The sequence below is a fragment of the Exiguobacterium sp. KKBO11 genome, from assembly GCF_001644945.1.
Lineage (GTDB): Bacteria > Bacillota > Bacilli > Exiguobacteriales > Exiguobacteriaceae > Exiguobacterium_A > Exiguobacterium_A abrahamii.
In genome coordinates this window covers 120,716-135,646 of record NZ_LUCU01000055.1, presented here as the reverse complement: position 1 = coordinate 135,646, position 14,931 = coordinate 120,716, and the positions used below count along the sequence as shown (strand labels likewise).

The window sequence follows — 14,931 nt, the reverse complement described above, 5'->3', positions numbered from 1 at the left end:
CGGTTTTTTGATTCATAAAATGCGTAGCATGGCACGACGAATCGTATCTAATTCCAACGGTCGAGCAATCAATGGCCATTCGGCAATTAACGCAATGTACGTCCGGAAAATCAGAAAGGCGGTGACATCGACTGGTACGTCACGATCATCTTGTCCAAGGCGAGTCTCGAGTAGCGTTTTAAGATATTCGACGACATGCCGTTCGATCCGTGTCCGTAGTTCTTGCATTTCTTGTAATTTAAGATTACGTGTTTCTTCGATGATTTGAAGAATGAACAAATGTTGTTGCTGATGATAGACGATAGCGTCGATCATTGCTTGTTTATTTTCTTCTACCGTCGCATGTTCGACGTAAGCGCGTTCTGCTTCTTCTTTCATTTCTTGCAGCACACGTGTTACGAGCGATTCGAACAGGTTGAGTTTACTTTCAAACAGTTGATAGACAGTCGGTTTTCCGACGTGAGCGCGTCGGGCGACACGCTCGATCGTCGTACCTTTATAACCAAGTTCAGAAAAGCAAGCCATCGCTGAGTCTAGTATCAGTGTTTCTTTATCAGACTGTGTCATGTTGTTTTCGTCTCACTTTCGTTGAGAGTAAAATCCGCTTGGCTCCGAGCCCTCCAACGAAGCTGATGATCAATGCGACGACTAAGATAGTCGCAAGGACTTGACTGTTTGAGATGAGGGCGTCTGTCACACCAAGTCCAAGCGCTTCGCGGAATCCGCCGACTGAATACGTCATTGGTAAGAACGTATGGATGGCTTGGAAGAAGCTTGGCGTCATCTCGACTGGGAACGTACCACCACTACCACCGATTTGTAATAGGAGTAGTAGGAAGGCAAGGAACTGTCCGACGCGACCGAGTAGCATCGCGAGCGTGAACAGAATCGTAATGAACGTCATCCCTGTTAAGGCAGCAAATCCATAGAGCGCAGGAACACTCGCGACATCAGCATCGAGGACATAGACGATGGCTGTGGCCGCTGCGACACCTTGTAAGGCTCCAATCGGTAAGATGAGTGATAATTTACCGACAAGGAATCGCCATGTCAGACTTTCACCATGTTCTGGACGAATCTGGTAGACAGACGAGAACATCAAGGCGCCTGCGAATAAGGCGATACTAAGGATGTAAGCTGATAAACCAGAACCGTAGTTGTTGACCGTCGAATAGTCATGTTCTTTTAAGACGACAGGTTCTGCCAGCATATTATCCCGCTCTTTAGTCGGCTTGACGGTTGCGTCTTTAGCTCCTTTGCTGAGCTCGTCCTTCAATGTTTTAGCCCCATCTTCAAGTTTAGTATTGGCATCCGCGATTTTTGAAGCCCCATCGGTCGTTTTGCCGATTCCGTCCGTAATCGTAGTTGAACCAGAAGCCAATTGTCCTAACCCGTTATTTAACGCGCTAGCACCTGTTTGGAGTTGATGTGTGCCATCTGAAAGCTGATTAGCCCCATCAGCCAGTTGTGCGCCACCTGTTGCAGCTTTATGCACACCTGCAGTATATTGACCGAGTTTTTCATTGAATGTTTGTTGACCACTTGCTAATTGTTGTGCACCAGACTCGACTTGTTTCGCACCGTCGACGAGTTTCACTTGACCTGCGTTCAGTTGTGATACAGCTGATTCGACTTGTTGACCACCTGCAGCGAGTTGACCGATTTTCTTCGTTGCTTCTGTTGCTTGAGCAAGACTCTGATCAATTGCACCTTCTTGGGCAGCAAGGTTTTGAATATTTTCTTCTAATGAACCGATAGAAGCGAGTAACGTTTGTTTTTCTTCATCCGATAACTGTTCAGAAGCAGAAATGACTTCTTTTAGTTGCGCGACGTTTGCTTCAAGTGCTTCACGACGCGCTCGTAAATCTTGTTTCGCTTTTTCAGCATCTTGATTGAGTTGTGTTAAAAAGGCGTTGGCAGCTTGTGCTTTTTCATCCAATTGATTTAATCCATCCGTCAATTGAGGGATTTTTTCATTAAGCTGGGCCGTACCTGCAGCCAATTGCTCTGCTCCTTGACGGACTTGTGTCGAGCCACCACTGAGTTTCGTTGCTCCGTCTTCGAGTTGTGCAGCACCGGCTTGTAATTTGCCACCATTTTCGTCTAGCGTGTTCAACCCAGAAGACAACTCACCCGTTTTTTGGGCGAAGAGGGCAGTCTTTTCGTCAAGTGTCGTGACGCCATCACTGAGTTTTTTAGAACCTTGATTTGCTTCCCCGAGTTTTTCGGACAGTGTCAGACTGCCATCCGCAAGTTTTCCAAGGTTCGTTGCCAGTGTTTTCGCACCATCCGCTGTTTTGTGGTTGCCATCTTCTAGTTTAGAAGAACCGTCCGATGCCTTTTCCATACCGTTTGCGATTTTCTTTAACGCACCGAAGATCGCACTACTATATTGTTTCGTCACGGATTTTCGGATCTTTTCGTTTAATTGTTTTGCAGCCGTACTCGAAATTTGTGTCCCCGAGTAGTTTTTGGCTGGATTCAAGTAATACTCCAACTCAATCTTCTTCGGATGATCATCGAGTAGTGTCGTTGCATTTTTAGAGAAGTTCTTCGGGATGACGACCGTCATATAGATTTTGCCGTCACGTAGTTCTTTTTCGGCTTTGTCCTTAGATAAGAACTGCCAATCAAAATCATCATTTTTTTTGAGTTTGTCGACGAATTGATCCCCGATGTCGACTTTCTCTCCTTTAAACTTCGTCGCCTTGTCTTCGTTGACGATAGCGACCTTAATATCTTCTGTTTGACCGTATGGGTCCCAGAATGCAGATAAGAAGATGGAGTTGTAGAGAAATGGTACGAGGATGAGGGCGAGAATGACGACAATCATCATCGGACTCTTCAATTTCTTCCATTCTGAGCGAAACATAAATACAAATCCCCTTTCTAAAACTCAAAACTTATTTGAGTTTTAGGTTTTGATGAGATTTACTTTACTCTCTTCATTAAAAAAAATCAATCGATAATTCTAATTTCACATAAAAAAGACGACTCGCAGGGAGCCGTCTTGGAAAAAACGAGTTAAGGAAGCAAAAGTAGTTTTCCTGTACTGCGTCGACTTTCTAAAAAGTCATGTGCTGCTTTGCCATCAGATAATCTGAATGTTGTAGGAGAAGACAGGGTGAGATGATTGGATAGAATCCAATCAAATAATTCACCGGATCTACGGATTCGTTCTTCAGAAGATGTTAATACGTTCCAAAGGTCACCACCCGTCAATGTTTTGGATGTATCCATCAAGAAGCGAGGGTCGACAGATGCGGGATCGCCGCCTGCCATACCATAGAAGACAACCGTTCCATGGACTTTTGTCACATGGAAACTATCCATTAAGGTAGAACCAATGGATTCGTAGACCACATCAACCCCTTTACCAGAAGTTTGCGCGAGCACATGCTCGACCCAGTTCTCAGAATATAAATAGACAGATTCACAGCCCGCAGTTTTAGCGATCTGTGCTTTCTCAGGAGAAGACGTCAATCCAATCGGAGTTGCTCCAAGTAAACGAATGAGCTGTGTCAACAACTGACCAACGCCACCGGCAGCTGCATGCACTAAGACGACATCTCCCGGTTGGACATGATAGCTATCTCGAGTTAAATAATGCGCTGTTAACCCTTGTAATAAGACAGAAGCTGCTGTTTCGTATGAGATATCGTCAGGAAGCGGAATCAATTTATCAACGGGTGCTGCGACGTACTCAGCATTCGCAAGCGGAACGTCCGCAAAAGCAACTCGTTGACCTACGTGGAACGTTGAAACAGCTGTACCGACCGCAGTGATGATGCCTGAACCTTCGTAACCTAAAATATAGGGAGGCTCACCTTCTAAATGATAGTTTCCTTTTCGGCGATAGATGTCTGCAAAATTCAGACCGATCGCTTTCATTTCAATCAGAACTTCCTGTTCAGTAATTGTTGGCGTTGGTACGTCTTCGAAGCGTAATACATCAGAACCTCCGAATTCGTGGAAAGTTAATGCCTTCATCTCAACACATCCTTCTTTTAAATCTGCTTTTAGTATAAGGCAGAACATCTGAAAATGATGGCCAGATGCGTTACACTAGAAAAAAAGATGAAAGAAGGGACAGTATGAAGCGTGTTTTAATGGGAGGAATTCGTTTTTATCAAAAAGTCATCTCTCCCATGAAACCAGCTACATGTCGATTCTATCCAACGTGCTCCCATTACGGTATGGAGGCGATAGAACGTCATGGTGCGGTAAAAGGTAGTTATTTGACGACGCGTCGATTGTTACGGTGCCAACCGTTCCACCCAGGTGGTCTTGACTTCGTTCCAGAACCCGATCAATTTAGTTGGAAAGCACCGCTGCAACGGGAAAATCCACGAGAGAAGGCGGAAGAAACGAAGGAGTAAGTCATATGAAGGTTCTCTCTTGTTTAATGAAGTAAGAACAAAAAAGGGAAGTATGTTACCGGACATTACCGATAACATACTTCCCTTTTTGTTCTACTTACAGACCATCAAAGTTTGCCCGTTAAAAACTGTGCTTCGCCAAGACCGAAGCTCCAGTCGGCCGCATCATTTTCGACGATTGAAACCATCAAATCAGTCGGTGCGAGTCCGCAGTTTGCTTGTAAGCGTTCGGCGAGTAATTGGTAGAGACGTTGTTTTTTCTCTTCCGTCCGCGTTTTACTCGTCACACTGATAAGAACGATATCTTTACTCCGTTCAAATCCGAGACCTGTATCTTGAATGACCATCTCATGCGTTTTATGCGTATGCACGATTTGATAGCGATCGCGCTCCGGCACATCAAATGCTTCGACCATCGCATCGTGTGCGGTGTCGAGTAACGTTTTTAACTCTTCTTCTGAACGTCCTTCAATGACGTCGAATCGTAATAACGGCATGTGAAATCACTCCTTAACAAAATTATGTAGAGTAGGGGAGTACCCTACTCTTATATTACTCAAAGAATGGTTTGTATTGACGACGATCGTGCATGACAGACAACCATTGGACAGTCGAGAATTCTTCAAGTACCCACTCGCCGTTAAAGCGACCGAGCCCTGAATCTTTTTCACCACCAAATGGCATATGCGGCTCATCATTGACTGATTGGTCGTTGATGTGAATCATACCTGTCTCGACTTCAAGTGCAAAAGCAGTCGCGCGTTCGATAGAAGAACCATGGACAGCACCACTCAATCCGTATGGAAGTGAGTTTGCGATTTCGAGTGCCTCTTCATCCGTATCGAACGGGATGATGACAGCGACCGGTCCGAAGATTTCATTTTTAGCGAGTGGCATATCATTCGTAACACCAGTCACGACAGTAGGTGCGATGACGTTATCTTTTGCTTCGCCGCCGACACGAACGGTTGCACCCGCAGCTTTTGTTTTCTCGAGATCTTCAAGAATCCGTTCAACTTGTGATTGGTTGATGAGCGGTCCGACTTGTGTCCGATCATGTGATGGATCACCGTATTGTAGCTCTTTTACACGAGCGACGTATTTTTCGACGAATTCATCATGAATCGAAGAAGCGACGAGAATTCGGTTCGTCGACATACAAATTTGACCTTGGTGATAGAACTTACTGTAGACAGCAGATTCGACCGCACGATCGAGATCAGCATCATCAAGTACGACGAAGACGTTGTTTCCGCCAAGTTCAAGCGCTGTTTTCTTCAGGTGTTTACCAGCAAGTTCACCGATATGACGACCAACTTCAGTTGATCCTGTGAATGAAATCAAGCGTGGTACAGGATGTTCGACGATAGCATCACCGATTTCTGAACCGCGACCGACGATGACATTCAAGACACCTCTTGGCAATCCAGCTTTTTCAAATAGACTAGCAAAAATCAATCCGCCTGAAACAGGTGTGTCCGTAGCTGGTTTAACAACGACTGCGTTCCCGATAGCAATGGCAGTAGCGATCGACCGTACAGCTAAGTGGAACGGGAAGTTCCATGGGCTGATGACACCGATGACGCCAAGTGCTTTACGGTAAATCCGGTTTTCCTTGCCTGGTATAACCGATGGACGAATTTCACCGTGCATCCGAAGTGGGAATGTCGCAGCTTCCTTGACGATCAAGACAGAAGCAAGGAATTCACCTTCCGCTTTGATGCGTGTACTTCCGGACTCTTTAATCAACCATTCGATAATCGTTTCTTTCTCCTCGTACAAGACTTTCAAGAAGTTTTCGATGAGACCTTGACGTTTTAAGGCAGGAACTTTTGCCCAGTCTTTTTGAGCGACTTGAGCCGCTTCATATGCGTCATCTAAATCTTGTTGATTCGCTGCAGAGATCGTGAAGAGTTCTTCACCCGTAAAAGGATTCGTGTTCGTCATGTTGCTGTCACTTGCGCCTGTGCGCCACTGACCGTCAATATAAATCTTCGTGAAATCTGTATGCAATGTTGCTTCGTTTTGTTGAGCCATATCATTTCATCTCCCATTCGTTTTCATAACAATTAAGTTATTCACGTTATGAAAAGAAGTAAAACACATCCGTGCACTTCGACCAAATTTATTGCTCAAAATCAGATAAGGAATGCTGGTTTTAAAGAGCTCTGAATCAGGAAAACAATCAATATAGTGCTATAAAAAGGAGGAATTTTATTTTGAAGAAGCTGAAAGTCCTGTCTCGAGAAATCAATTGGTGGTGGCCACTACTTTATGGGCTCATCGGTATAGGACTGACCGGGATCGTTATTTGGATCGATTCTTATGTATCGAAGTGGTTTCCCGTCACTTGGAAGACAACACTTGATTTAGCACAAGCGATTCATAGCTCAGTCTTCACAGGACTGCTCGCTATGATGACATTCACTTTCTCAACCATTTTGGTCGTCCTAACAACGTATTCTTCACAATTTTCACCGCGCACATTACCTAATTTTATTGAAAACCGACAAGTGCAACATATTTTTGGTATCTTCATTGGTGCTGTCAGTTATTCTATCACGATGCTTTTTTTCCTTCGACCTGCTTTGAAAATGAGCATCGTTTCTTCTGCTGTGGCCGTAATAGTCGTATTGATTTCGATTGCCGCTTTTGTAGCATTCATTCATATCGTTAGTCAGTCGATTCGCGTGACGACATTACTTGATCGATTACACGAAGAAGGGAACGAATTGTTAAAACGTCAAATCGAACATCTAGAATCAGGAGAACAGAAGATTACTGAAAGAAAGATGACGACAAATTATCCACATCTTATTCAGGCAACACGAACCGGATATATTCAAGCAGTCGATTATGATGCTTTTGATCAGAAAGACCGCGTGTATATTGATCGAACGGTCGGCTCATTCGTAACAGAGGGAGAAGCCATCGGACGGGCAACTTGCCGGGATATCAATGAAAGTATCTTGATTGGGCCGACGAAATCTTCAGAACAGGATTTTGCATTCGTTCTTGAAAAATTAAGTGAAGTTGCTTTACGTGCTATTTCTCCAGGGATCAATGATCCAAATACAGCAAGACATGCGATTCGGATCATTGGTGACTTAATGCGACAGTATGCCGTAATACCAGATGGTGTGCTGGTTGTTGGCGATGACAAGCAGCACGTCATCGTCCGGGAAACTTACCAACAATTGTTGTACACGACGTTTTATCAACTACGACATTATGGAGCAGAGGATATTTCGGTTCTCGCGACGATGCTCGAATCGCTTGGAACAATGAAGCGGCAATCCTTACCTGCTCACTATGAAACCATTCAACGGTTCATTCCATATATCTGTTCGGAAGTGCGTTTTGAAACAATGAACGACTGGGATCGAGATTTTTTAAAAAATCAAATCCATCGGGCGTTGAATGAAACTTTTGTCTCCCCTTCATCGTAATAAGGGCAAGAGAATCAAAAGAAGGGAGGGATAGAAAGTGACAATCTTGTTATGGAGTCTGATCGTCGTCTGTTTTCTAGTCGCTTTTGCAGGTCTCGTTTATCCGATCATCCCAAGTGCACCGATTTTAGTAGTGGGCTTTTTGATTTATGGATTCGGATTCGGGTTCTCTGAATTATCGATTAGTTTTTGGGTGATTCAAGCGATATTCATCATTCTCTTATTCACACTCGATTATCTCGTTAGCGCCTACACCGTCGATCGACGGGGAGGCTCACAAGCAGCTAAGATTGCGACGACAGTCGGATTGATTGCGGGACCATTTATTTTGCCAGGAATCGGATTATTAATTTTCCCGTTCGTCTTTGCCATCTTGACGGAAAAAATCATTAGTAAAAAGACATGGCAAACCTCGGTTTCAGTCGGGATCGGAACAGTCCTTGGTATCTTATCAAGTGCATTGTTAAAGGGAATCGCGATGTTACTCATGATCGTGATCTTTATTCTCTATGTCGTCTGATGAATTGAAATGATGTCTTCAAGTACACATTTTATGAAAGTTCCGTTATAGTATGAATATGAAAAAGTAGGGAAGCTTTGAAAGTTTGAAGCTTCTTTTTGCTGTAAACCACCAGATGCCTCGGCATCTGGCTTTATATTAATGGAGGTGAATCCCCTTTTTTCGGGGAAACGATTGGACAGTACACACTCAATGGAGACATTCGACACGACGACGATCATCATTCGACTACTCGTCATTGCACTACTCATCGTCTTAACAGCTTTTTTTGTAGCTGCCGAATTTTCGGTCGTCAAAATGCGAATGTCTCGAATCGATCAGTTGATTACAGAAGGAAGCAAGACTGCGAAAGTGGCGAAGAGGCTACTTGAGAATTTGGATTATTATTTATCGGCCTGTCAACTTGGAATTACCGTGACAGCGCTTGGTCTCGGATGGTTAGGAGAATCAACGGTAGGTGCGATTCTCGGTATGTTGTTCGAAGAAATTGATATTCCGAACTCCGTCTCGACGATCATTTCGTTCGTTCTTGCATTCTCGATTGTAACGTTTCTTCATGTCGTACTTGGAGAGCTTGCTCCAAAGTCTTTGGCGATTCAAAAAACGGAAGCCATCACGATGCTACTCGCGCCACCACTTTATTGGTTCGGTAAAATCATGAAACCTTTCATCTGGACATTGAACGGTTCAGCACGAATCATCCTTCGGTTATTTGGTGTCGAGCCAGCGGGACACGAAGAAGTCCATTCTGAAGAAGAGATTAAAATCATCATGACACAGAGTTATAAGAGTGGAGAAATCAACCAGACTGAGCTTTCTTACATGCAGAACATCTTCTCGTTCGATGAGCGGATCGCGAAAGATATCATGTTACCGCGGACGGACTTAATCACGATCTCGAACGATGCATCGATGGAGGACATCATTCGTCTCGTTGAAGAGTATCAGTTCACACGTTACCCAGTAGCGGAAGAAGGAGATAAGGATAAAATCCTTGGATTCATCAATGCAAAACAATTATTTACGGATCATATGGCTAACAAAGGAAAAGCATTAAGCTATTACATCCACAACTTGCCGATTGTATCCGAGTATTCACCGCTTCAAGATGCTATGTTGAAAATGCAGGTGGAACGGACGCCAATGGCACTCGTCATTGATGAGTATGGTGGTACAGCCGGTGTGATTACGATGGAAGACATATTGGAAGAAATCGTTGGAGAAATCCGAGATGAATTCGATAAGGATGAGAAAGCAGATATCGAACAAATTCATGAGCGATTATACCGGATCTCAGGCCGTGTCTTGATTGATGACCTAAATGAACGCTTTAACCTAGGAATAGAAGAAGAAGACATCGATACGATTGGTGGCTGGGTCATGGCACAGGATACGGAAGTGTCGAGTGGCCAAGAATTCCGCTATCAGGAATACACGATCAAAGTCATGGAAGTCGATAATCATCAAGTCAAATCAATTTATCTTCAATTGCCTGATCGAGAAGAAACTGCAACAGAAGAGATCGGATAAGAAATAGAATGTGCAGGACGATGGACTTCGAGTTCATCGTCTTTTTTTGTCTACTAAAAAATGAATCAGCTAAGGTGATAGACACCTCTTGTGTTTATCTCCCTCACTGACGGGTATTACTGTCTATGTGGCAAAAAAGCATTTTTTAATTCAACAGGAAAAGGGGTTTTTTATTATGTCAAACGTCATTCTTACTTCACGTGCATCTGCAGTCGGTGGTCGCGACGGGAAAGTTGCTTCAGACGATAACGTCATTAATCTCGATTTAGTCATGCCAGGAACAAAAGGCAAAGAAGACATTCCGACATCAAACCCGGAACAGTTATTCGCAGCAGGATATGCCGCTTGTTTTGATGGTGCCTATAATTTAATGGCGCGCCAAGCAAAAAAACGAGTCGAGACGCGGACGAATTCAGAAGTCAGCCTCTTACAGGACGAAGCGGATAACGGTGTAAAAATTGCAGCGAAACTCGTCGTCGAGGTCGTTGGCGTATCGCAAGAAGAAGCCGAAGACTTACTAGAGAAGACACACAACTTCTGCCCGTACTCGAAAGCGACACGTGGCAACATTGATGTCGATCTTTCTGTTAAAGTCGTCGATTCATTATAAGTATAAGCGACGGATCATAAGGAGGGTTTTCCATGGCACCGAAAGAAACCGATCGTCCAAATGAAGAGTTTGAAGATGAACGGGATCGTCTGTCGGATAAAGAACGGAAACTGACAGAGGAGCAGCAAAAGGAAATCCTAAAAGGAAAAGACGAAATGCCAGATGATACGGTTTCTCCACGAGATCGCGGAGAAGATCCAATCTAAATCAAACAACTTGGGGGATGAATCACATGTCTAAAAAAGTAGCCGTTGTACTCGCCGATCATTTTGAAGATGTAGAATTCACAGGACCGGTTGATGCATTAAAAGAAGCAGGGCATGAAATCACTGTCATTGGTGCCAAAAAAGGTGCAGAACTCGTTGGGAAGCAGGAAGAGGCAAAAGTAAATGTTGATCTCTCGATTGATGAGACTTCAGCAGCAGACTACGATGCTCTCCTGATTCCAGGCGGATTTTCACCGGATCTATTACGGGAAGACGAGCGTTTCGTCTCATTCGTTGAAGAATTCGATATGTCGAAAAAACCGATTTTCTCGATCTGCCATGGACCACAATTGATGATTAATGCAAAAATCGTCAAAGGAAGAAAAATGACAGGTTATAAATCGATTCGAATCGATTTAGAAAATGCTGGTGTGGACTTTGCAGATGAAGAAGTCGTCGTCGACGATAATTTCGTCTCAAGTCGTCAACCAGATGACATTCCTGCGTTCAATCGGGAAATCGTAGCTAAACTCGGCTAATACCATAAAACGAAAAATCAGCACTGCGCTATCGCAGTGCTGATTTTTTATAGATTTTCTGGATAATCACAGAGTTCTGTAATGACGCCGTGTGAATGCCGGGGATTCATATAAATCAGTCGTCGCCCGAACGGCGTCGTTCGATACGTATCTTCTAAAAATGTTAATCCTTGTTGTTTTGCTTCTTCAATCGCTTGATCTAAATCCTCTACACGATAAGCAATGTGATGGACACCTTTCCCGCGTTGTTTTAAAAAACGTGCGATCGGACTATCCGGACTTGTTGGCGTTAACAACTCGATGTGCGCATCATCGAACTCGATGACCGCAATATTGGAAGCGACACCAGGCGCAGGATTCGAGTACTCTTTTGTTAAAGTTCCTCCAAGTACGTTTGTATAAAATGAAATGGCTTCCTGCATGTCGCGAACAGCAATTCCAGTGTGGTCTAATTTCATATGATATCCTCCTTCTATTCGCTTCAGTTTCCCAAAAACACTTCAAAGTTGCAACGATGAGTTACCTTCCAAATGTTTCTATTACATAGAAGAGGAAAGATTTATTTAAAATGAAATATCACTGAAATATTATGGAAGAGGAATGAATGCTATAATCAAAAACGTTCTTATAAAAAAGAAAAACTATTACAGAATTTAAATTTAACTCAAATACTCTACGATAAATCATAAAACATACACTACAGAAAAAGAGGGAATACTACATGAAAAAAACGTTCGCGTCGCTCATCGTTTCCGCACTGGTTCTTTCATCAGCACCTCATTTTGCAGCAGCTGACGATTTAAGTGAACAGAAAGCCAAAAACGAACAACAGCAACAAGACAATGCTAAAAAGCAAAAAAACTTAGAGTCTTCTGTTAATCAAGAAGGTCAAAAAATCTCTAAAACACAACAAGAAGTCAATCGACTAGACGAAGCTTTGAACGAAAAAATCTTTGCTGTCGAAACAAAAGATCGTCAAATCAAAGCAACAGAACGTGAAATCGTTGAACTTGGAAAAGAAATCGAGAAATATAAAGCGAAACTAAAACGCCAAGAAAAATTACTTGGTGATCGTCTTCGTGTCATGCAAGAGAATGATGGAAACTCGATTAAATGGGAGGAAGTCATCTTTGGCGCTAAAAACGTTGGTGACCTCGTAAGCCGTGTCATGGCAGGGAAATCCATTTCAAAACAAGATGATAAAATGATCACGGATTATCAAAATACGCAAAAGCAATTAGCGGATGCGCAACAAGAAGTAAAAGAAAAGAAAGCGCAGTTGGTCGTTGAGAAACAAGAATTAAAACGTCAACAAGCGGATCTTGAATCACAATTAAAAGAGCGGAACAAACGCTTAAAAGAACTACGTAAGAAAAAAGAAAAGTTCGAAACACAATTGATGGATGCAAAAGAAGTCCAACAAATTTTGATTGCGCAAGAAAAAGCGATTGCAGCTGAAAAAGCAGCGCGTGAACGTGAAGCTCGAATCGAAAAAGAACGTCAAGCTCAGGCTGCACGTGAAGCGAAAGCAAGAGCAGAGGCTGAAGCAGCGCAAGCAGCAGCACAAAAAGCAGCAGAAGAGCAAGCCGCTAAAGAAGCAGCAGCTCAGCAAGCAGCACAAGAGAAGGCAGCGCAGTCAGCAAAACCTTCTAGTTCGACGAAACAATCTGCACCAAAACCATCTACACCAGCACCAGCTGCACCTGCTCCAGCGCCGTCAGCTCCTGCGACACCTAAACCGTCACCATCATCAGGCGGACTCTTCATTCATCCAACTGCTGGTGCTGTGACACAAGGGTATGGTTCTGCAGGCGGAGAGAACGGTTATACGTTCCATAACGGGATTGACTTCGGTGGTCCAGTTGGCACGCCAATCGTGGCAGCTGCAACTGGTACAGTCATTACAGCATCAGGTGGCGGACCTTACGGAAATCACATCATGATCGCTCACCAATTGAACGGGAAGACCTATACGACAGTCTATGCACATATGAGTTCATTGAACGCTAGTGCAGGTCAACGTGTCAGCCAAGGTCAACAAATCGGTACACGTGGTAGCACAGGAAACTCAACAGGTCCACACTTACACTTCGAAATTCACGTTGGTGGATACAGCTACAGTGCAACAGGTCCAGCTAACTCAGTCAATCCAATGTCGATGTTTTAATCGTAAAGAATCGTTGCATATGCAACGGTTCTTTTTTTTGTCATTTTCAAAAAACAAATCATATATTACAAAAAACCGTTTTCATTTGAAATGTAAATGAAATTTTTTTGAAACGATTACGGTGCTATAATCTATTTCAGATATGAGAGAAACTTGAATACTATAATAAAATATGAAAAAAATATAAGTGAGGAAAACGATATATGCTAAAAAAACTAATTTCTACCATTGTTTTAGGAGCATTACTTATAACAGGAACGCAACCGATCGCAGCAGCGACCATTAAAGAAAAAAAGGCTGAAAATGCCGCTGAACAACGTAAACTTGAAAAAGCGATCAAAAAACAAGAAGCTAAAATCTCAAAAGAGCAACGTCAAATCAATCAAATTGACGCAGCAATCAACGAAAAGATTTTCCAAGTCTCTGAAAAAAATAAACAAATCGAACAGTTGAACGTTCGAATCGATGAGTTAAAGGCAGACATCGTCCGTTACGAAGAAATGTTACAGAAACAGGAAGAACTACTCGGTGATCGTTTGCGTGTTTTCCAAGAGAACGATGGAAACTCGATTAAATGGGAAGAAGTCATTTTTGGATCGAAGGATTTAGGTGATTTATTCAGCCGTGTCATGGCGGGGAAAAAAATCGCTGAGCAAGACGATAAAATGATTTCGGATTACATCGCAACGCAACAAAAATTAGCAGAAGCAAAACAAGCGCTCGTTGAGAAAAAAGCGGAGCAAATGCAAGAAAAGAAAGTATTGCTTGAACAAAAGAAAGCGTTAAAGCTTCAAATGAAAGAACGTAGTGCCACGCTGAAGAAATTACGAAAAGGGAAGACCAAGTTCACGACAGAACTGTTAGACGCAAAAGAACTTCAAGCGACTCTCGAAGCGCAAGAACGTGCAATTGCGGCAGCGAAGGCAGCCGCTAAAGCAGCGGCTGAAAAAGCAGCAGCGGAGAAAGCGGCAGCCGAAAAAGCCGCTAAAGCGAATGCTCAAACAGCAAAACAAGTAGGTAAGAGTTCGGAGTCAACTGATTCTGTTGCCCCGCCCGTTGTTTCGAGTGGAGGGAAATTCGTTCGACCATCTTCTGGTGGAGTGTCGCAAGGATTCGGACCAGCAAGCGGCGCGAACGGTTATACGTTCCACAACGGTGTTGATTTCAGTGGTTCGGTCGGGTCTCCAATCGTCGCTGCAGCAGCTGGAACGGTCATTACAGCATCAGGTGGTGGACCTTACGGCAATCATGTCATGATTTCTCACTTCCTCGATGGACAAGTGTACACGACTGTCTACGCACATATGAGTTCATTATCGGTTCGTGCAGGACAAACGGTCTCTCAAGGTCAACAAGTCGGGACACTTGGTAGTACAGGGAATTCAACAGGACCACACTTACATTTCGAACTACATGTCGGAGGCTATCAATACAGTGCCTCTTCTCCTCTGAATGCAGTCAATCCATTGGCATATCTGTAATCAAAACGGGCTTCGGCTCGTTTTTTTTTCTTCTCTATGCTACAGTAAAG

Annotated in this window: 15 protein-coding genes; 9 read left to right on the top strand and 6 right to left on the bottom strand. The window is 43.5% G+C overall.

Features of this window, described 5'->3' with window-relative positions; translation table 11 throughout:
• Positions 1-12: 12 nt before the first annotated feature.
• The 3 genes from AYO36_RS14755 to AYO36_RS14745 all read right to left on the bottom strand — a co-directional run bounded on the left by AYO36_RS14755 (position 13) and on the right by AYO36_RS14745 (position 3,990).
• Positions 13-567, bottom strand: coding sequence for a TetR/AcrR family transcriptional regulator (locus AYO36_RS14755; protein ID WP_029340803.1), 555 nt, complete (start codon positions 565-567; stop codon positions 13-15).
• Positions 554-2,872 carry a YhgE/Pip domain-containing protein gene (locus tag AYO36_RS14750; protein ID WP_064300846.1) on the bottom strand — a complete coding sequence of 773 codons (2,319 nt, stop codon included), beginning with the start codon at positions 2,870-2,872 and terminating at the stop codon, positions 554-556. The genes AYO36_RS14755 and AYO36_RS14750 overlap by 14 nt, the downstream gene beginning before the upstream one ends.
• A 152-nt stretch (positions 2,873-3,024) precedes the next feature.
• Complete coding sequence (locus AYO36_RS14745) at positions 3,025-3,990, bottom strand: quinone oxidoreductase family protein (protein ID WP_064300845.1); 966 nt, start codon at positions 3,988-3,990, stop codon at positions 3,025-3,027.
• A gap of 104 nt (positions 3,991-4,094) precedes the next feature.
• On the opposite strand from AYO36_RS14745, the gene yidD reads away from it, so the two are divergent.
• Complete coding sequence (yidD, locus tag AYO36_RS14740; RefSeq protein WP_023467166.1) at positions 4,095-4,379, top strand: membrane protein insertion efficiency factor YidD; 285 nt, start codon at positions 4,095-4,097, stop codon at positions 4,377-4,379.
• A 107-nt stretch (positions 4,380-4,486) separates the two neighbouring features.
• Here yidD and AYO36_RS14735 read toward each other — a convergent pair whose 3' ends face one another.
• A complete protein-coding gene (locus AYO36_RS14735; protein ID WP_064300844.1) occupies positions 4,487-4,876 on the bottom strand; it encodes a tautomerase family protein in 390 nt (129 codons plus the stop codon).
• A gap of 55 nt (positions 4,877-4,931) precedes the next feature.
• Positions 4,932-6,416: an aldehyde dehydrogenase family protein gene (locus AYO36_RS14730; protein WP_082874259.1), complete on the bottom strand. Its 1,485-nt coding sequence runs from the start codon at positions 6,414-6,416 to the stop codon at positions 4,932-4,934.
• Between the two features lie 182 nt (positions 6,417-6,598).
• Between AYO36_RS14730 and AYO36_RS14725 the strand changes: the two genes are divergently transcribed.
• The 6 genes from AYO36_RS14725 to AYO36_RS14705 all read left to right on the top strand — a co-directional run bounded on the left by AYO36_RS14725 (position 6,599) and on the right by AYO36_RS14705 (position 11,233).
• Entirely contained in the window at positions 6,599-7,828 is a 1,230-nt protein-coding gene (locus tag AYO36_RS14725; protein ID WP_064300843.1) for a DUF2254 domain-containing protein, read from the top strand.
• Between the two features lie 37 nt (positions 7,829-7,865).
• A complete protein-coding gene (locus AYO36_RS14720; RefSeq protein WP_023467174.1) occupies positions 7,866-8,348 on the top strand; it encodes a DUF456 domain-containing protein in 483 nt (160 codons plus the stop codon).
• A gap of 192 nt (positions 8,349-8,540) precedes the next feature.
• Positions 8,541-9,878: a hemolysin family protein gene (locus AYO36_RS14715; RefSeq protein ID WP_047395079.1), complete on the top strand. Its 1,338-nt coding sequence runs from the start codon at positions 8,541-8,543 to the stop codon at positions 9,876-9,878.
• A 175-nt stretch (positions 9,879-10,053) separates the two neighbouring features.
• On the top strand, positions 10,054-10,488 hold the full coding sequence (locus tag AYO36_RS14710; protein ID WP_023467178.1) for an organic hydroperoxide resistance protein: 435 nt from the start codon (positions 10,054-10,056) through the stop codon (positions 10,486-10,488).
• Between the two features lie 32 nt (positions 10,489-10,520).
• Positions 10,521-10,694 carry a hypothetical protein gene (locus AYO36_RS16965; RefSeq protein ID WP_023467179.1) on the top strand — a complete coding sequence of 58 codons (174 nt, stop codon included), beginning with the start codon at positions 10,521-10,523 and terminating at the stop codon, positions 10,692-10,694.
• A gap of 26 nt (positions 10,695-10,720) precedes the next feature.
• Entirely contained in the window at positions 10,721-11,233 is a 513-nt protein-coding gene (locus tag AYO36_RS14705; protein ID WP_029340809.1) for a type 1 glutamine amidotransferase domain-containing protein, read from the top strand.
• A 47-nt stretch (positions 11,234-11,280) separates the two neighbouring features.
• On the opposite strand, the gene mce is transcribed toward AYO36_RS14705, so the two are convergent.
• Positions 11,281-11,691, bottom strand: a complete 411-nt coding sequence (gene mce, locus AYO36_RS14700) for a methylmalonyl-CoA epimerase (RefSeq protein WP_050678094.1) — start codon at positions 11,689-11,691, stop codon at positions 11,281-11,283.
• 263 nt (positions 11,692-11,954) lie between these two features.
• Here mce and AYO36_RS14695 point away from each other — a divergent pair, with 263 nt between their 5' ends.
• Together AYO36_RS14695 and AYO36_RS14690 are read left to right on the top strand one after the other, a co-directional pair.
• Positions 11,955-13,400, top strand: coding sequence for a murein hydrolase activator EnvC family protein (locus AYO36_RS14695; protein ID WP_064300842.1), 1,446 nt, complete (start codon positions 11,955-11,957; stop codon positions 13,398-13,400).
• A 203-nt stretch (positions 13,401-13,603) separates the two neighbouring features.
• Positions 13,604-14,881, top strand: coding sequence for a murein hydrolase activator EnvC family protein (locus tag AYO36_RS14690; RefSeq protein ID WP_064300841.1), 1,278 nt, complete (start codon positions 13,604-13,606; stop codon positions 14,879-14,881).
• Positions 14,882-14,931: the final 50 nt, after the last annotated feature.